We start from the raw sequence: 16,837 nt of genomic DNA, 5'->3' as shown, positions 1-16,837 counted from the left end.
TCGGCGCACTTCGTTAAATCAACGTCAAAACACCCGGATTTACTACAGAGCCTGGTCCCGGGCTGGGATCAATTGTAGACAGGCACCGGCAAACTACGCTACCAGCGCTTGCCCAACTGCAAATTTACGTAAAGATTGATAAAGAAAGGACGGTTCTCGGTGTTTACGACTTCCGGTGATTCGACCATAATCGGAATGGTGCGCGTAAAGACATCAACCATCACTCCGGCTTCGATTGCCTTCACGAATTCATCGAAAGCACCCCAGTCAAAGTGGAGGGCAAATTTGCCATGCATGCCGGGCACCACTTCCAGTTCGCCCAGTCCCTGGGCAAAACCTGAAGAGCCATAGATACGGCTGATTTCCAAAAAGGTATTGGCGTTGTCGGCGCTGTATTTTTCACTGCGCACCACAAAGTTATCGACACTTCCCGGCTCGGAGGTACGGATGAGTTCAAGGTAGTAAGGCTTTAGCAAACCGAGGGACGGGCCGCCTTCGTAAGTGATGCCGACCGCCACGCCACGCCGCTTGGCTTTTTCAGAAAAATAACGCTTTTCGCCGAAGCCGGTACGAAGGACAAAGAAGTTATTCTGCTTACCAAAAACGAAAGCCCGGGAAACACGTGCCGACTGCCGCTGAAAGTCAAAACTTTGCCGGTACTCTTTCGGGTGCTTGATTTCGCCGAATTCTACATTGATGTACCGGGTCAGGTAATAAGTTTTCAGGCGGGCAAAGTTGACTCCAAAGGCAAAGCCATTGGTTTGCAGTAATTTAAGGTCTGCTGTGATTTCACGATCATACACAATACCCTCCGACTCATCGTAGATGTTTTGATTCGTCTCGAAGGTTTGTTGTGCAAAGAGGGGCACAAAGCTCAGCAGGAAAAACAGGAAAGAAACAGATCGTAATCTCAGCATACTCGGTTGTGGTAGTCCTGTCTCCGAAAGGGAGGCTGCAATAGCGAAATCACCTGACGGCGGCAGAAATGGTAATAGTACTAATACTACATTATTTTGCCTTAAAGGTTCAATACACTTCATTGGCAATTTTAGCAAAAAAAAGAAGGAGGATCGGCAAAAACTGAGCTCCCCGCGTTGTTTGTCTCAATTTATACAAAAATGCCAAATAATGCCAGTACTACTTTGACAGGAAGGTAAATTCTCTTTGCTGCTGATAGAGCGCAGCTGTATTTTTGAGTTGCAGCGCCTTGCGCAGTTGCAGTGCTTCGAAAGTACAGCGCTCAATAGTCAGGCGCAAACGGGCGGAAGATCCGGGGACTATATGCACCGTCAAGTGGTAATACCCGTTGAGGACAGGGTGAGGGCTGTCGACAAAGCGGAACTGCACCGGGAATTGATCTGCAGGCAAGGCCATAAGCGTCTCCCAAATGCTATCCAGGATAGGGAAATCATCGCGCATGGAATGGTGCAAAAGCCAATGCCGCGGAAAAAGGGCTCCATCTGCCTGCAGGGTATAGCCCTGCCGGGACAGGATGAGGATTTGTTGTTGTGGCATATAATCGTTTTTGGGCGTCGGTGTTGGGGTGTTGTTGGTTTTTCTTGTTTTTTAGTAGGAAACCAGCTCACTGGCAATTTCCATGAATAGTGTTTCCACGTTTTCTCCGGTTTTGGCGCTGGTCAGAAAGTCGGGGTTATGTGTCCGCTCCAGGATGATCAGCTCCTCCTCAGAGACCAGGTCTTTTTTGTTGCCAACGACTTTGATCAGGCAACCGGGCAGGATTTTCTGAATGAGTTTGAGGTCACTCTTTAAGTTATCGGCGGTTTGCTTTCTGGACAGATCGAAGACATAAATCACGGCACTTGCACCAAGGAAGTAGGTCTTTGGTACTTTCTTCTGAGATACTTCTCCGGCAATATCCCAAAGTATAAGCGAGAGTGGTTCGCCACTGACGTCCACTACTCGTTTGTCTACCTTAACTCCTATGGTAGTCAGGTACTGGTCACTAAACGTATTATAGACAAAGCGATGAAATAAAGAGGTTTTCCCCACCGCAAAACTTCCTGTTATCAGGACTTTCCTGCTGGTCATTAAATAAACTTTTTTACGCCCCCCGGCTGTTTGGCCTGCTCTTAAAGCTGGCCCTGTATTGCCTCAGTGCTCAGAGGCGTTGTTTTCATGAAGTATTCTTTCAGGGTTTTGCCCAGGTGAAGGTGCAGGGAGGCATCATCCGCCCTGATCTTCCTGGCTAATTCGTTCTGAACAAAGGTAGCAATCTGACCAGACAATTGTTCCTGTTCTTTTGTCGTCATTTTGCCTTCCACGGCGAGAGCAACGTAGTAAGTGTGAAAATCCCGTATCAAAATCTGGTAGCCCGCATATTCAATCAGCTCAAGCTGAGTAGTGCCACGCCGGAAGGCATCCACTACAAATGATTTTATTGCGGTGAGCATCCCTGCAATCAGCTCTTTGTCCACGACCTCCTGTGTGGATGCGCTTCCCAGCAAAAGACCGGAATGCTGCTCAATGATATACGCCTCCCTTACCCGGGGCAAAGCCGCATTGCGCAGCACCAGGTCCGCCTCCCGAACGCCCCCTGCCCGAAAGAAACGGTCGCGCAAACGCGCCAGAAAGCTGCGCTCCAGCTGTTGTTCCACGCTTTCCCGGAGTTCCTGCAGCTGCTGGGCAATGTACTTGCGGATCATCGTGCCCATGACCGGATAGAGCATATCGATCATCTCTTCCTGGGATTCCCGGATTTTGCGTTCTACCAGCCGGTCCACCGCCAGTTGGTAGGCTTTGGGGAAGTGGGCTTCAAACTCGCTGAGCTGCTCTTCGATGATGGGGACCACCCGTTCTGCCAGAGGCTCCTTCTCCTCCAGTATGTTATGGATATGCGTGATCCGCTCCTGCTCCGGCCGGAGCAGGATGTTGCGCAACTGCTGTAAAGGGTCCGATTGATGTTCAGGCTGCTGGCTCACAGGCATCAGGCTTCTTCCGATAATTGGCTGATTTGCTGCCCCAGCTCGCTGAGCATGCTGCCCAGGCGGGCGCGATCGGCACTGCTGACCGTGTCAATCTTTCTGCCCAGTTCTTTACCCTGAGTATTGAGCTGAGCCTCCAGATGGTTCAGGCGCTGACTGATGCGGTCCTCCAGCGCCTGCTGTGCGCTTTCCTGTTTGGCGATCCAGTCGTCGATGCGCTGCCCCAATCGTTGCTCAAGTCCGTTGAGCGCTTCGTTGATTTGATTGAAGCGGGCATCATATTCGCTCATCTGTTCCCCCATCAGGATATCCCGGATGGTGTTGATCTCCCCGAAGGTCGGTGTTTTCGTTTCAGCCATATGATCTGTTTCTTTTTGTGGCTGCATTAATTGCAGCACTACCTTATTAATAGTAGGTGTTGGGAAAAGGTGTTGTGTTTTGGCTGTTTATTTGCTGGACTAGGTTAGCCTCAAAATTCATCCTCGTAGAATAAAGGTAGCCATTCCGTATTCGTAAAAACAACATTTATCGCATTTTCCTTCAGTTTGTCCTATTTTTGAAGCATGAATTTGCTGCTCTATACCAGTCAGGCCACACCAAGGGTACACTATGCATGCAAGGTGTTATTCGGGCATATCCTCGGGCTGCAGGTGGAAGTGACGGCAGACTGGTCCTACTTTCAGTCGGCCAATGCGGACAAAATCATTTACGGAGCTGCCAGTTATGTAGGAAAAGAGCCCTGCCTGCCTGCCTCCTCCTTGCTTTTTGAGAAGGGCATCCATCCACAGCGGGTAGAAATACGCCATTTTAAAGGGCGCCCCGCCGGTTTTTTCGTGCCTGGCAAGGCTAATGCTATGCTGCCTTTCGACCTGCTGGCTTTTACCTTTTACCTGGTGGCCCGCTACGAAGAATACCTGCCTTTTGAAGGCGATGCCCACGGCCGGTTTCCGGCAACAGGCAGCCTTGCCCATCAGCATGGGTTTCTGCAACGGCCAATTTTACAGGAATGGGGGGCAATGCTCCTGAAACGGTTGCAGGCTTTTTACCCACACCTGCCTGATCACCGCCCAGGGTATACGTTCCGGCCCACTTACGATGTGGATATAGCCTGGGCGTACCGCTACCGCCCGCTTTGGCTTCAGCTTGGCGGATGGCTCAGAGCTGCCCTGCAGGGCAACCATACGCTGCTTCGGGAGCGCCTGCGGGTGTGCCTGGGGAGGGCTCAGGACCCTTTCTATACCTTTGATGAGCTGGAGCGCCTGCATATCGAACTGGAGCTGCGCCCACTGTTTTTCCTGCTGCTCGGGCAGTTCGGCCCTTACGATAAAAACCTGCCGCCAAAGGGTAGGGCGATGCAGGCACTAACCCAAAAGCTGATCACTTTCAGCGATACCGGGCTGCACCCTTCTTACCGGTCGAATACCTCCCGAGCGCAGTTGCAGGCAGAAGTGGAGCATTACACCCGGCTTACAGGGCAGGCACCCCTGCGCAGCCGTCAGCATTTTCTAAAGCTAAGTTTTCCGGCTACCTACAGGCAGTTGATAGAGGCGGGGATAAAGGAAGATTACACCATGGGCTACGCTGATGCCCCGGGCTTCCGGGCGGGCCTGTCGGTGCCTTATCCCTGGTATGACCTCGAAGCGGAGGCGGAGCAACCGCTGCTCATTTACCCGTTTGCCGTAATGGATGTAACGCTGCAACAGTACCTGCAGCTTCCTCCCGGTCAGGCCATCGAAATGTTAAAGAGCCTGATTGATACCGTACGGGGCACAGGCGGCGTATTTATGCCGCTCTGGCACAACAGCTCCTTTGCCGCGAGCCACGGCTGGGCAGGCTGGGCGGAGGTACATGAGCAGCTTTTACGGTACGGCAGCACCAAAAGCTGAGTTTTTTGTTCCTATTATGAGGGATAACCCCTATTTTGGTCGCCGCAGCAAAAACGACCCACATGTTCAATCTAAGCCAGACCCCTTCCATCGCGAATCAATTTATCGCCGAGCTTCGGGATATCAATGTACAAGCCGACCGGATGCGATTCCGCCGCAACCTGGAACGCCTGGGCGAAATCCTGGCCTATGAGGTCAGCAAAACCCTGGCTTATACGCCCAAAAGCGTTGCCACGCCCCTGGGGGAGGCCGAAGTAGCCCTCAGCGATCAAAAAGTGGTGCTGGCCACCATCCTACGGGCCGGCTTGCCGATGCATCAGGGCATGCTGCATTACTTCGATCACGCCGAAAGCGCCTTTGTCTCTGCTTACCGAAAACACCACAAAGACGGCTCCTTTGACGTGCACGTGGAGTACATCTCCTGCCCGGACCTTACGGGCAAGACGCTCATCATTGCCGATCCCATGCTGGCGACCGGCGCTTCCATGTCCCTGGCGATTGAGTCCCTGCTGGAGCACGGGCAGCCTGCCGCAATCCACGTAGTCACCGCAGTGGCAGCCACCGCCGGTGTGGAGCACCTGCAGCGGGTGATGCCGGAAGCCCACCTTTGGGTTGGCGCGGTGGACGAAGAGCTGACTGCCAAGTCCTACATCGTGCCCGGCCTGGGCGATGCCGGCGACCTCAGCTACGGGGAGAAGGTGCAGGAGTAGCGGCTTTTTTTGCTTATCTTTCCAGTTATGAAGTATCCGATTGGCATACAGGATTTCCGGGAGCTCCGGGAAGGTGGCTATGTGTATGTGGATAAGACAAAAACACTTTTTAATATTCTGCAACAGGGCGGAGGGTACTACCATCTCCATCGCCCCCGCCGTTTTGGCAAAAGCCTGCTGCTATCCACCATGAATGAGCTGTACCGTGGCAACCGGGAGCTGTTCGAAGGCTTATGGATCGACAATCACTGGGACTGGGAAGAGATGCAACGGCCGGTAATTTGGCTAAAGTTTAGTAGTCAGGGCATTCGAACAATGGGATTGGAGGCCGGTCTTGATGCAATGCTCAACGGTGAAGCCAATCGGCTGGGCATTCAGTTAGAAAAGGCGACTTTTGACCTTCAGTTCAAAGAACTGATACAGAAAGCAAGCAAGGAAAACAAGGTAGTACTCCTGATTGATGAGTACGATAAGCCTATTATTGACTATTTAGATGATCCTCAGGTGGCAGAAGCTCACCGGGAAATACTAAAGAGCTTTTACTCCATCCTCAAGGACAGCGACCCCTATCTGGAGCTCATTTTCATCACCGGCGTTTCTGCTTTCAGCAAAGTCAGTATTTTTTTCTGATCTCAATAACCTCTACAATCTTTCTCTGGTAGCCGCTGCCCGCACCTTGCTTGGTATCACGCAGGATGAGCTGGAGCATTACTTTGCGGAGCCTCTGGCGCGTGTCGATAAGGCAAAAGTCCGGCAATGGTACAACGGCTATTCCTGGGGTGGTACGGAGAAAGTCTACAACCCGTTTTCCATACTCAGCTTTTTCCAGGGTGGGGGAGAGTACAGCAATTTCTGGTTTGAAACCGGTACGCCGACTTTCCTGATCCGGGAAATGAAAAAACGGGCTTACTATTTCCCGGAGCGCATCGAAGTCTCGCAAAACAAGCTCAACGCCTTTGACCTTACGCGCCTGGACCCCATTTCCGTGCTTTTCCAGACTGGCTACCTGACCATCCTGAAGTACGAGCCGGAAGACCATCTGTACACTTTGGATTACCCGAATATGGAAGTCCGCCAATCCATGGAGCAAAGCCTGCTGCACGAATACCTCGAAGGCCCGATACAAGACCCCCTTGCAAGGGTGGCCGGACTGCGCAATGCACTGAGGGAAGGCGATATCGAAGGTATGGTCCGCATCATCAATGCGCTGTTTGCCTCCATGCCCTATGATCTTTGGCCACAGCAGCAAACCGAGCGTTTCTTCCACGCCATTATCCACCTCACTTTTGACCTGTTGGGGACCTACATCCGATCGGAAGTCCATACCGCTAACGGGCGCTGCGATGCCCTCGTGGAAACGGCCGATCGCATCTACGCTCTGGAGTTCAAACTCGATAAAAGCGCGGCGGAAGCCCTGCAGCAGATTTTTGATAAAGGTTACCTGCAGCCCTACGCCGACTCCCCTAAGCAGCGCGTTGCAGTAGGCCTGAATTTTTCCTCGGAGGAACGGGCGGTGGTGGCGTGGGAAAGTGAGGTACTATAAGCGCTCACTGCCCGGCAACCACAAGCCGCCCACGCCCTGCTACCTGCCCATCAGCATCAAGCACTTGAACTTCGTACAGTCCGGCGGGTAGATGCTCAGTAGGCAAGGGCGCGCCACTTTGCAAGGGCGTCTTCCTGACAATTGACCCTGTAGCATGCATGATCAACACCTGCACGTTTTCCTGGTCCAAGCCAGCCAAAGACCAATACACCGGAGCACCAGATGCTACCGGATTTGGAAAAAGCTTTAGTACTTCGGCAGACCGGTCCTCCGTGATATCAGCACTAACAAATTCTACTTCAAAAGGCCAAGTCTCTTCACAATTATTGGCATCGGTGATGGTGAGTTGATAAATGCCAGGAGGTAAACCACTGAGGGAAGGCATGTTGCTGCCCGTGCTCCAGTTGTAGTTATATGGAGGCGTACCTCCGGAAACACTTTGCAGAAAAATACTGCCTCCCATTGTTTCATTGGCAGGAGTCACTATAGATTCCACATGAATAGGCATTTGTTCAGGAACCGTAACAGTTAGTGTATCCCGGCAATTGCTGGCATCGGTGATGGTGAATTGATAACTTCCGGCAGGCAGGCTGTCAGGCCGTATTCCTGAAACTCCATTTCCTGACCAGGAGTAGGTGAACGGAGCCTCTCCGGTAGGAGCAAAGAAAACTACCCCATCCTCCCCTTCAGCGCATAAAGGTGCAGCAACAGAATCTACAGCAAGTTCAAAGCTCAGGCGTTCATAAGTGCCTAAGTCTACGATACCCTCCTGAATGCGATTGTTGCCTTCCAGGTCAGTGTCAGAAGTCACCGCCTCATTTTGCCCTGTATTGAGTGCCGGCGAGCAAGCCGACAGTCTCAAGTCTCCTGATAAAGTGTCCAGAAAATGGGGGTACACCTCATGGATGACCTGATCTCCAAAGGCTTCCGGGCAGCCTGATAACCCAACGCAGGGCGGGGAGCTAATGAGTGTGTAGTCGATATCAAAATCATAGTAATTTTCCAAGCCGACATTATTTACAAGACTGTTGTAAAAAATGCCTTTTGGCTCTTCAATAGCTGTTTTCTCTTCCCAGAAGATACTATTCCGTACCTGAAGCCTGTTAATCCAGGTGTCCAGCCCCGGTTCCGCTTGCCAGTTCTTAATGACGGGATTCAAGCCGTTATTAAAAAATGTACAGTGATTGACGGTAGTGTACAATTCAGCGTTTACTTGAATATAAAGCCCTAATGCGCCTTCATTTCGATCAAATGTGCAGTTGTGGATATTAAGGTTTCTGATAACTCCCACAGAAGAATCAGTCCCGAAGGCGACAATAGCGCCTCCTGACTTTTTGGTTGGTGCCTTATTCTCTAAAAACTGACAAGATTCGAAAGTAAAATCATCAATAACATCAGAAAGGTTGCTGCCCTGATAAGTAAGAGAAACAGCCTGCCCAAAATTCTTTTCAAATATCGAATTTTCTACCCGACCCGAAAAGACACTGCTCCCGGTGCCTAGATGAAGAGCGCTCCCTTTTTGGGTATCAGAGATATTTTCCTGAAATAAACAATTTCGAATAGCGAACCCTAAACTATCCCCCGCATCTGCCATAACACTGGTACTATACAACAATATTCCTCCTCCGTTGGTAGCAACTGCATTACGTTGAAATACACAATCCTGAAAGGTGATTTGCCCTGTACCGTTTGAATTATTAATTATGGCTCCGGCGCCTTCCCTGGCATAGTTATCACCAAATATGACATCCTGTACCTTAAACTGACCAGTACCTGTCACTGACAATCCGCCTCCGCTAAGCGCGTGATTGTGAATAAAGGTATCACGTAAAAGCCCGTAATAAGGAAAAGTATCAGCGTTCACCGAATTTAGATTCAGTCCCCCACCCTGAAAAAAAGCATGGTTTCGTTCAAATCTGCAATCCTGTAAGCGTGGCCAGCCTATAGCTTCATTCCGTATTTCTCCATGTACTGCACCACCGAATCGGGCACGGTTATTTTGAAAAACGCAGTGTGAAATCATTGGCATATTGGCAGGCATAGCTTCATTACTCCATACCAGTAGCCCCCCACCCGAACTATTGGGGCCAAGCAGTTGAGCCGAGTCTAAACCCTGCCCTGCTTCTATCGTAAACCCATCCAACCGGCACAGGCTATCCGTACCAATAGCCTGAACGACATGATATACATTGTCTGTACTATCTCCTTGTATACCAATATCACCAGAAAGAATAGCAGGAAAGAGATAAGGCTGACGCTCTTGAGCAGTAAGCTCAATTCCCTGAAACCCACCGAGTACTGTAACACCAGGCTGCAATAAGAAAGAAGAATAGCGGTCAGTACTATTGAAAAGTGTAAAATCAGTAGGCAGGTAGGTACCCTCTGCTACCCAGATAGTGTCCCCCGGATTAGCATAAAATAGCCCTTCCTGTAAATTATCAAAAGCATTAGGCCAGCTTGAACCATTCTTTAGCCCACCTTGTACATCCGCATCAACATACCATATCGAGGCAGCGGGGCGTTCCCAGTCACAATTGACATCATACTCAAGCCCTTCATTAGTCCAGACGCAGCCCAGCAAAAAACTAAACAGATCACCACTTGCTGGATAAAGTAAATAAAAGGGGTGGCGATAGTCTCCGTAGCCAGCTGTCCATATTGTAAAATCAAGAAGCGTTGCCTGTAGATCGGTACTGCCTAGAAATATAGTTTTATGGTACGTCCCTGCAATTTCCACACTATCTGTGTTATAAACTACATAATCAAATGAAGTGGCAGGAGATACATTCTGAAAGGCCTCAAGTAGCCCAAAATGTAGTTTCATCGTATCACCGACTTCAAGCCCATAGTCATAAATCAAATACTCCGGTTCGGCACAGTCCAAACTTCGCCGGAAGTACCCCTTATCCCCTTCTGCTCTGAAATAACCTGCAATCCGGTGCTGTTTACTGGCAGTATATTCTTCGATCATCTGCCAGAGCATTCCGCAAATTTGGATTTCCGAACCGTACTTATAGAGCAGTTGTTCGGTTTCTAAAGCCGGCGTTTGGCGTACTTGCCAGATTGGGTTATCAGAGCTCGAGGGTAGGACCTGGGTTTGCGCCCAGCCCTGGTTTACCATTAGCATTAAAATTAGGATCAACACTTTGCGCATAAAGATAAATTTAGCTGCTAAGTTTCCAAGTTGGTTAGCTTATCATCTCTGAAATCCAAAAATCAAAATTTGAGAAAATATCCAGTTAAGCTTGTAGGGCAAGCGTAGAGCGTAGCATAATTTTATGTTTTAGAGCGTTTAACGATATTGTAAATATAATTAGGTGTTCATGATATTCCCAAAAAAACGAATGTTTTCTTGGCTGCCGATTCGCTAATTAGCCTGAGGACATAAACGATTGATGCTGAAAACCTCTACGCCAAATATTTGCCCACAATCGGCATACGCCGCCCCATGCCAAATGCCTTTTCAGAAACCCGCAGCACGGGAGCCATTTGGTGGCGCTTGAACTCGTTGATGTTGACCAGGCGGAGCACCCGGCGGACCAGCTTTTCATCGTAACCTTTTTCGATGATGTCCTGGGGGCTGAGGCGGCGCTCGATGTATTGGAACAGGATTTCGTCCAGGTCCTCATATTCGGGCAGGCTGTCGGTGTCCTTTTGGTCGGGCTTGAGCTCAGCGGAAGGGGGCTTGGTGATGATGTTGTCGGGAATGATTTCCTCCTCCCGGTTGATATAGCGGCAAAGCTCAAAGACCTCTGTTTTGTATAGGTCGCCGATGACGGACAAGCCGCCGCACATGTCGCCATAAAGGGTGCCATACCCGACGGCCACCTCGCTTTTGTTGGACGTGTTGAGCAGGATGTTACCGAACTTATTAGACAAGGCCATGAGCAGGTTGCCCCGGGAGCGGGACTGCAGGTTTTCCTCGGCGATATTGAATTCGGTGGCCCAAAAGTGGGGCTTGAGCGCTTCCATAAAACTGTTGTAGATGGGCTCGATGGGAATGATATCGTAGGGCGCGCCCAGGTTTTCCGCCAGCTTCCGGGCATCTACAACCGAGTGGTCGGAGGAAAACTGTGAGGGCATTAATACCAGGCGGACATTTTTCGCTCCCAGCGCCCGCACCGCCAGTACGGCGACCAAAGCCGAGTCTATCCCACCGGAAAGTCCCAGGATGGCCCGCTTAAAGCCCAGCTTCCGGAAGTAATCGCGGATCCCCATCACCAGCGCATCGTGAATGAGGGACATTTTGTTTCGGGGCTGCAGCAGCTCCCTGCCGCCTTTGGTGACTTCGTCCAGGTCGTACATCCGCACCGCCTCTTCGAAGTAAGGCAGCTCGTCAAAGATTTTGCCATCGGGGGAGGCGACCATAGAGCCGCCGTCGAAAAGGATTTCTGTCTGTGCGCCGCTGTGGTTGACGTAGAACATTGGAATGCCGTAGCGCTCCACATTGGCCCGGACGACTTTCGTGCGTGACTCGGCCTGCACGTAACTGAAGGGCGAAGCGGAAAGGTTAAGAATGAAATCCGGCTGTTGCGGCATCAGCTGATCCATGGGCGAGATGGTGTAGAGCGGGTTTTCATTGGCGATGTTCCAGATGTCCTCACAAACCGTGAGGGCAATGCGCTTGCCTTTGAATTCCACCACCTTCCACTCCGAAGCCGGCTCGAAGTAGCGGTACTCGTCGAAGATATCGTAAGTCGGCAGGAGGGTTTTGTGCTGCACCTGCTGCACTTTGCCATCAGCCAGAAAGAAGGCGGAGTTGTAATGGTCTTTGCCCTCAATCACCGGGTTTTTGGTTGGTGAGCCCACCACAATAGCGATGCCCTGTGCAGCTTCAGCCAGCCTTTCCACCGTGGCTTCCGCCAACTCAATGAAGTCCTCAAATTCCAGGAAGTCCCGGGGCGGATAACCCACGGTTGCCAGTTCGCTGAAGCAGATGAGGTCGGCTTGTTGAGCTTTGGCTTCCGCGACCGCCTGCAGCATTTTTTGCAGGTTGCCTTCAAAGTTGCCAATGTGGAAGTTGAGTTGTGCGATCGCTATCTTCATGTATCTTCGTTTGAAATCTAAACAAAGGTAAGAAAGGATGGTTGCAATCGGGAAACCGGGACCGCTAAATTGATAAAATGCCCTGATTTTCTGCTCCTGCTGCGCCGTGCTGACTCCTTCTGGCTTTTTCCCTTGAAAATCCGTAAATTGATCGGTCAAAGACCCTGGAAATGAAAAAAGTATACCTTTTGTCGCTAATGATTGCTCTAAGCCATTATGCCTGTATGGACTTAGAGGAGGATTTGGTGGGAGCCCTCACGGAGGAGTTGTCTGTTGAAGGAAACGGTCTTGATTATGATTGTGCCTGCGGTGGGCCGCTGGTTGGAGCTTATGCAGGATTAAGATATTCTGGGACCGCCTACCACGGGGGCTATTTCTCCCTGCAGGAGCTTACCTCCGATGAAATGGTGGTATGTGCCAAAGGCAGCGACTGGTATGATGGTGGAATACAGATCGCTTTGCATCAGCATACTTATACGCCCGACCATCCTTTTCTGGGTACGACTTTCCGGCAGTTGTACGAGGCTATATCTGAAGCCAATCAAGCGCTGGACCAGGCGCATTTGGAACCACACGAAGTGGCACAGGTCAGAGGTTTGCGGGCATTTTACTACTGGCGGCTTCTCGACCTGTTCGGCCGGGTCAAAATCGTAACCGAGTACGATCCTAATCCTCCTCAGGCCACCCGGGAGGAAGTGTTTAACTTTGTGGAACAGGAGCTCCTGGCAATATTAGAAGTTCCCGAAGTCAGTGCAGATATGGACCTCAGCAGTAGCTCGCTTTCTGAAAGTAGTGATGCCTACGAACTTAATCGCTACGGTGCCTTAGGTATCCTGGCCAGGCTCTATCTGAATGCCGAAGTGTATACGGGGATGCCGAGGTACGAATCAGCCGGTACAGCAGCTTCCTACATCATCGACAGCGGGCATTATCAGCTCTGCGGCCAGGGTTGTGCTGTGCCAAATCTGGGCCGGCGTCAGGGCGTACCTTTCGACTCTGAACAGTTGGAAGGCTATGCCGTTGTTTTCGCACCCAACAATGATGGCAATCCCGAGCACATCTTTTCCATCAATTACGATGAGTATCTGGGACCGGGCATGAACTTTTCACAAATGGTTCTTCACCCGGCCAGTCGACTGAGCTGGCACCTGCAGGAACAACCCTGGAACGGCTACGCCACCCTTGAAGAATTCTACAACAGCTATGAGGACGCTGACCTGCGCAAAAAAGCCAGTTTCCTGACCGGGCCGCAGTTTGATTTCTCCGGTTCTGCTGTCATCGATTACACAGAAAATGACGGTGAACTTCAGCTAAAGTACACACCTGCAATCAATGAGCTGCAGCCCAATGCCCAAGCAGAATCAGGTGCCCGGCCCGCTAAGTTTAGCTTTAAGCTCTTTGGGCGCAGGGAAATGGACAATGACTTTCCGATCGTCCGCCTGGGGGAGGTCTACCTCATCAGGGCAGAGGCCCGCGCCCGCCTTAGCGGCAACTGGGCAGATGCCGAGCCTGATGTCAATGTATTGCGCGCCCGTGCTGGGGTAGAGCCCTACAGCGGTACGCTTACGGCGGATGAGTTTTTGGCAGAACGAGGCCGGGAGATGTTTCAGGAAGCCATACGCCGGACTGACCTCATCCGGTTTGGAAAGTATACTGAAGCCTGGTGGGAAAAGCCAGCTTCTGAGCCCTACCGGGAATTATTTCCTATTCCCCGGTCTGCTATCGGCGGAGACGCAGGGATGACGCAGAACCCTGGGTATTAATACAAATCACATCATCGGGCATCCCTTCTCCGCTGCTGTCTTGTAAAAGAAGTTCGGCTTCAGCTCCGCAGCATTATACGTGCGGTGGAAGGTCGCCGTCGTGGCCGGTGAGACCGGTGGTATGAGCCAGGTCCAGTCGCCATTGACCGGGCGGCCGTGCGATTGTTCAATGCGTTCAAAATGGGCATGCTGTTCAGCGGCGCTGTGGTGGTCCACGACTTTCACGCCCGCCTGCGCGTAGGAATGCAGTACCGCGGCATTCAATTCCACCAGCGCCCGGTCTTTCCAGAGGGTGGCATTGCGGGAGGTATCAAGGTTCATGGCTTCCGCAACTTTAGGCAGAGCGTTGTAGCGTTGCTGGTCCGCCAGGTTGCGGGCACCAATTTCCGCGCCCATGTACCAGCCATTGAAGGGCGCAGCGGAGAACCGCAGCCCACCGATGCTCAGCCACATATCAGCAATTACAGGTACGGCGTACCATTTCAAACCTAAGGCGGTAATCCCGGGCTGATCAGGGTGCGTAATCGGCACTTCCAGGCACACCTCCTTCGGCCACTCAAACCAAACCGGTGGGCGGCCCGCTTCCTGTACCACAAGGGGGAGGACGTCAAATGCGGTGCCTTTGCCCTGCCAGCCGAGGCTTTCGCAAAAGCGGGTAAAGGAGGCACTTGCCGGGTCGCCTAAGACACTGCCATCCGGTTGCGCGTAGCCCGCATAGCGGATGAGCTGATGATTAAGGATTTTCAGGGGCGTCCGGCCTTCAACGTCAGGTGGGAAAATGGTGATCGCTGACCGGATATTCCCCTCGTTGGTGGCAAAGCGCAGGTGGTCGCAGAGAAGGCGAAAGGCCGTCTCTGCATCCGTCACCTGCCGGGCATCGAATACATGCAGGCTTTTCCAGTACAACCGCCCGATGCATCGGATGGAATTCCGCCAGGCAACCCGTGCCCCAAAGGCCAACTCAGCTTTGGTCAGCTCGTAGGTGCCCTGTGCCGCGACCGATTCCACGATTTCCTCCCGTCGGTCCTGATAAGCCGCTTTGGGCAGTTCCTGTTCTTTGGCATAAAGCTGAAGGAACTGTTCGGCTTCCTGTAGGAGCGTCGATGGAGCAGCCTTGGCAATGGTGTTCATATTTTTTATTTTTCTTCAATTTGGAAGCGGAAAATGCAACAAAATAATCGTCCTCCCCTCTGAAAAGTTTATTTTCCCGCCTCAAATGTTTGTCAAAGTGCTAAACCAAATAAACCATGCAAAACCAACCGCTCATAGAGTGCGTACCCAATTTCAGCGAAGGCCGTGACCCGGCAGTGCTGAAGCAAATCACTGTTGCCATCGAAGCGGTGGAGGGCGTCAAACTTCTGGACGTCGACCCCGGAAAAGCGACCAACCGCACGGTCGTCACCTTTGTGGGCGCGCCGGAGCCGGTCATTGAGGCGGCTTTCCAGGCTATGAAAAAGGCCAGCGAAGTCATTGATATGTCCAAGCATACCGGTGAGCACCCCCGTATGGGCGCCACGGATGTCTGCCCGCTTATCCCCATTGCCCATATCACCATGGAAGAGGTCGCCGAATGGGCGCATAAGCTGGCCAGGCGTGCCGGTGAGGAACTGGGCATTCCCATCTACATGTACGAAAGTGCCGCGACCAAGCCTGCCTGGCGCAATCTGGCTACGGTCCGCTCTGGCGAGTACGAAGCCCTGCCCGATAAACTGGCTAAACCGGAATGGAAGCCGGATTATGGCCCGGCGAAGTTTAACGCAACCGCCGGAGCGACGGCAGTGGGCGCCCGGGACTTCCTCATCGCTTACAACGTCAACCTCAATACCACCTCGGTACGCCGCGCCAATTCCGTTGCCTTTGATGTGCGGGAGCAGGGGCGTGTGAAGCGGGAAGGCGGCAAAGTCTCCGGTGCAGTGCTCAAGGATGAAAACGGGAATGCCCTGCGGGAACCCGGCAAGTGCAAGGGCGTAAAAGGCATCGGCTGGTACATCGAAGAGTACGGCATTGCCCAAATTTCCATGAACATTACCGATGTGCGCCAAACCCCACTCCACATCGCCTTCGAAGCCTGCCGCGAAAGCGCGAACCGCCGGGGGATGCGGGTGACTGGTTCCGAACTGGTCGGCCTGGTGCCCCTGCAGGTCATGCTTGATGCCGGGCATTACTTCCTGCAACAGCAGCGGCGTTCCCTGGGCGCATCTGAAGAAGAGGTCATCAAAATTGCCGTAAAGTCAATGGGTCTGGATGAGCTGAGCCCCTTCGACCCCCAACAGAAAATTATCGAATACCAACTGGCAGAAGGTACCCCTACGCCACTCCTCAATATGGACCTCCGCACCTTCTCCAATGAGACGGCCTCGGAGAGCGTGGCACCGGGTGGTGGTTCGGTAGCGGCCTACGTTGGCGCTTTGGGAGCATCTTTGGGCACGATGGTCGCCAACCTGTCTTCTCACCGCCGGGTCTGGGACGACCGCTGGGCGGAGTTTTCCGAGTGGGCGGAACGCGGGCAGCGCATCAAGGATGGGCTCCTGGCGCTGGTAGATGAAGATACCCGTTCCTTCAACGACATTATTGCCGCAGTGCGCATGCCAAAGGGGACGGAAGCAGAAAAAGCCGCCCGACACGAAGCGATGCAGGAGGCGACCAAGTATGCCACCGAAGTGCCTTTCCGAACTATGGAACTGGCGCTGGAGACCTTCGAGGTGTGCAAAGCCATGGCAGAAAAAGGCAACCCCAACTCTGCTAGTGATGCTGGGGTAGGGGCGCTGTGTGCCCGGGCAGCTGTGCACGGAGCCTGGCTCAATGTCCGCATCAATGCCGGCGATATCGAGGACAAGGCCTGGGTGGAAGCCAAACTGTCGGCGGCTCAATCCATAGCTGCCAAAGCGGATGCCCTGGAGCAGGAAGTGATAGGGCTGGTGGAGCGGCATGTGGGGTAGTGGGAAGA

General features: G+C 52.3%; 14 protein-coding genes. 6 read left to right on the top strand and 8 right to left on the bottom strand.

Going from position 1 to position 16,837, the window contains the following annotated elements; translation table 11 throughout:
- Positions 1–98: 98 nt before the first annotated feature.
- From ACO08I_RS12330 to ACO08I_RS12310, 5 genes are all read right to left on the bottom strand, one after another.
- A complete protein-coding gene (locus ACO08I_RS12330) occupies positions 99–917 on the bottom strand; it encodes a hypothetical protein (protein ID WP_421949460.1) in 819 nt (272 codons plus the stop codon).
- A gap of 220 nt (positions 918–1,137) precedes the next feature.
- Positions 1,138–1,515: a hypothetical protein gene (locus tag ACO08I_RS12325; protein WP_282775533.1), complete on the bottom strand. Its 378-nt coding sequence runs from the start codon at positions 1,513–1,515 to the stop codon at positions 1,138–1,140.
- A 51-nt stretch (positions 1,516–1,566) separates the two neighbouring features.
- Complete coding sequence (locus tag ACO08I_RS12320; RefSeq protein WP_044220839.1) at positions 1,567–2,049, bottom strand: Rab family GTPase; 483 nt, start codon at positions 2,047–2,049, stop codon at positions 1,567–1,569.
- A gap of 41 nt (positions 2,050–2,090) precedes the next feature.
- Positions 2,091–2,939, bottom strand: a complete 849-nt coding sequence (locus tag ACO08I_RS12315; RefSeq protein ID WP_152605020.1) for a hypothetical protein — start codon at positions 2,937–2,939, stop codon at positions 2,091–2,093.
- 5 nt (positions 2,940–2,944) lie between these two features.
- A complete protein-coding gene (locus tag ACO08I_RS12310; RefSeq protein ID WP_421949459.1) occupies positions 2,945–3,301 on the bottom strand; it encodes a hypothetical protein in 357 nt (118 codons plus the stop codon).
- Between the two features lie 204 nt (positions 3,302–3,505).
- On the opposite strand from ACO08I_RS12310, the gene ACO08I_RS12305 reads away from it, so the two are divergent.
- The 4 genes from ACO08I_RS12305 to ACO08I_RS12290 all read left to right on the top strand — a co-directional run bounded on the left by ACO08I_RS12305 (position 3,506) and on the right by ACO08I_RS12290 (position 7,081).
- Positions 3,506–4,828 carry a polysaccharide deacetylase family protein gene (locus ACO08I_RS12305; protein WP_421949458.1) on the top strand — a complete coding sequence of 441 codons (1,323 nt, stop codon included), beginning with the start codon at positions 3,506–3,508 and terminating at the stop codon, positions 4,826–4,828.
- A gap of 62 nt (positions 4,829–4,890) precedes the next feature.
- Complete coding sequence (gene upp / locus ACO08I_RS12300) at positions 4,891–5,538, top strand: uracil phosphoribosyltransferase (RefSeq protein ID WP_421949457.1); 648 nt, start codon at positions 4,891–4,893, stop codon at positions 5,536–5,538.
- Positions 5,539–5,565: 27 nt separating this feature from the next.
- Positions 5,566–6,168 (top strand): AAA family ATPase, encoded by a 603-nt coding sequence (locus ACO08I_RS12295; RefSeq protein ID WP_421949456.1) that lies wholly within the window; start codon positions 5,566–5,568, stop codon positions 6,166–6,168.
- A gap of 46 nt (positions 6,169–6,214) precedes the next feature.
- Positions 6,215–7,081, top strand: a complete 867-nt coding sequence (locus tag ACO08I_RS12290) for a PD-(D/E)XK nuclease domain-containing protein (protein ID WP_421949455.1) — start codon at positions 6,215–6,217, stop codon at positions 7,079–7,081.
- A gap of 4 nt (positions 7,082–7,085) precedes the next feature.
- On the opposite strand, the gene ACO08I_RS12285 is transcribed toward ACO08I_RS12290, so the two are convergent.
- Together ACO08I_RS12285 and ACO08I_RS12280 are read right to left on the bottom strand one after the other, a co-directional pair.
- Positions 7,086–10,208 carry a choice-of-anchor Q domain-containing protein gene (locus ACO08I_RS12285; RefSeq protein ID WP_421949454.1) on the bottom strand — a complete coding sequence of 1,041 codons (3,123 nt, stop codon included), beginning with the start codon at positions 10,206–10,208 and terminating at the stop codon, positions 7,086–7,088.
- 281 nt (positions 10,209–10,489) lie between these two features.
- Entirely contained in the window at positions 10,490–12,127 is a 1,638-nt protein-coding gene (locus ACO08I_RS12280; protein WP_421949453.1) for an NAD+ synthase, read from the bottom strand.
- A gap of 170 nt (positions 12,128–12,297) precedes the next feature.
- On the opposite strand from ACO08I_RS12280, the gene ACO08I_RS12275 reads away from it, so the two are divergent.
- Positions 12,298–13,890: a RagB/SusD family nutrient uptake outer membrane protein gene (locus ACO08I_RS12275; RefSeq protein WP_421949452.1), complete on the top strand. Its 1,593-nt coding sequence runs from the start codon at positions 12,298–12,300 to the stop codon at positions 13,888–13,890.
- 6 nt (positions 13,891–13,896) lie between these two features.
- Here the strand turns inward: ACO08I_RS12275 and ACO08I_RS12270 are convergent, their stop codons facing one another.
- Positions 13,897–15,021 carry a nitric oxide synthase oxygenase gene (locus tag ACO08I_RS12270; protein ID WP_421949451.1) on the bottom strand — a complete coding sequence of 375 codons (1,125 nt, stop codon included), beginning with the start codon at positions 15,019–15,021 and terminating at the stop codon, positions 13,897–13,899.
- A gap of 116 nt (positions 15,022–15,137) precedes the next feature.
- Here ACO08I_RS12270 and ftcD point away from each other — a divergent pair, with 116 nt between their 5' ends.
- A complete protein-coding gene (ftcD, locus tag ACO08I_RS12265) occupies positions 15,138–16,829 on the top strand; it encodes a glutamate formimidoyltransferase (protein WP_421949450.1) in 1,692 nt (563 codons plus the stop codon).
- Positions 16,830–16,837: the final 8 nt, after the last annotated feature.

Origin of the sequence: Phaeodactylibacter xiamenensis (assembly GCF_965229835.1) — a bacterium.
In the GTDB taxonomy this organism is placed as follows: domain Bacteria; phylum Bacteroidota; class Bacteroidia; order Chitinophagales; family Saprospiraceae; genus Phaeodactylibacter; species Phaeodactylibacter xiamenensis.
Note: the sequence above shows the minus strand (reverse complement) of the source record. Positions and strands in the feature narration are given on the sequence as shown.

Coding starts and splice junctions, on each gene's coding strand:
- ACO08I_RS12330 (WP_421949460.1), bottom strand. CDS start 917: ATGCTGAGATTACGATCTGTTTCTTTCCTGTTTTTCCTGCTGAGCTTT.
- ACO08I_RS12325 (WP_282775533.1), bottom strand. CDS start 1,515: ATGCCACAACAACAAATCCTCATCCTGTCCCGGCAGGGCTATACCCTG.
- ACO08I_RS12320 (WP_044220839.1), bottom strand. CDS start 2,049: ATGACCAGCAGGAAAGTCCTGATAACAGGAAGTTTTGCGGTGGGGAAA.
- ACO08I_RS12310 (WP_421949459.1), bottom strand. CDS start 3,301: ATGGCTGAAACGAAAACACCGACCTTCGGGGAGATCAACACCATCCGG.
- ACO08I_RS12305 (WP_421949458.1), top strand. CDS start 3,506: ATGAATTTGCTGCTCTATACCAGTCAGGCCACACCAAGGGTACACTAT.
- upp (WP_421949457.1), top strand. CDS start 4,891: ATGTTCAATCTAAGCCAGACCCCTTCCATCGCGAATCAATTTATCGCC.
- ACO08I_RS12295 (WP_421949456.1), top strand. CDS start 5,566: ATGAAGTATCCGATTGGCATACAGGATTTCCGGGAGCTCCGGGAAGGT.
- ACO08I_RS12285 (WP_421949454.1), bottom strand. CDS start 10,208: ATGCTAATGGTAAACCAGGGCTGGGCGCAAACCCAGGTCCTACCCTCG.
- ACO08I_RS12280 (WP_421949453.1), bottom strand. CDS start 12,127: ATGAAGATAGCGATCGCACAACTCAACTTCCACATTGGCAACTTTGAA.
- ACO08I_RS12275 (WP_421949452.1), top strand. CDS start 12,298: ATGAAAAAAGTATACCTTTTGTCGCTAATGATTGCTCTAAGCCATTAT.
- ACO08I_RS12270 (WP_421949451.1), bottom strand. CDS start 15,021: ATGAACACCATTGCCAAGGCTGCTCCATCGACGCTCCTACAGGAAGCC.
- ftcD (WP_421949450.1), top strand. CDS start 15,138: ATGCAAAACCAACCGCTCATAGAGTGCGTACCCAATTTCAGCGAAGGC.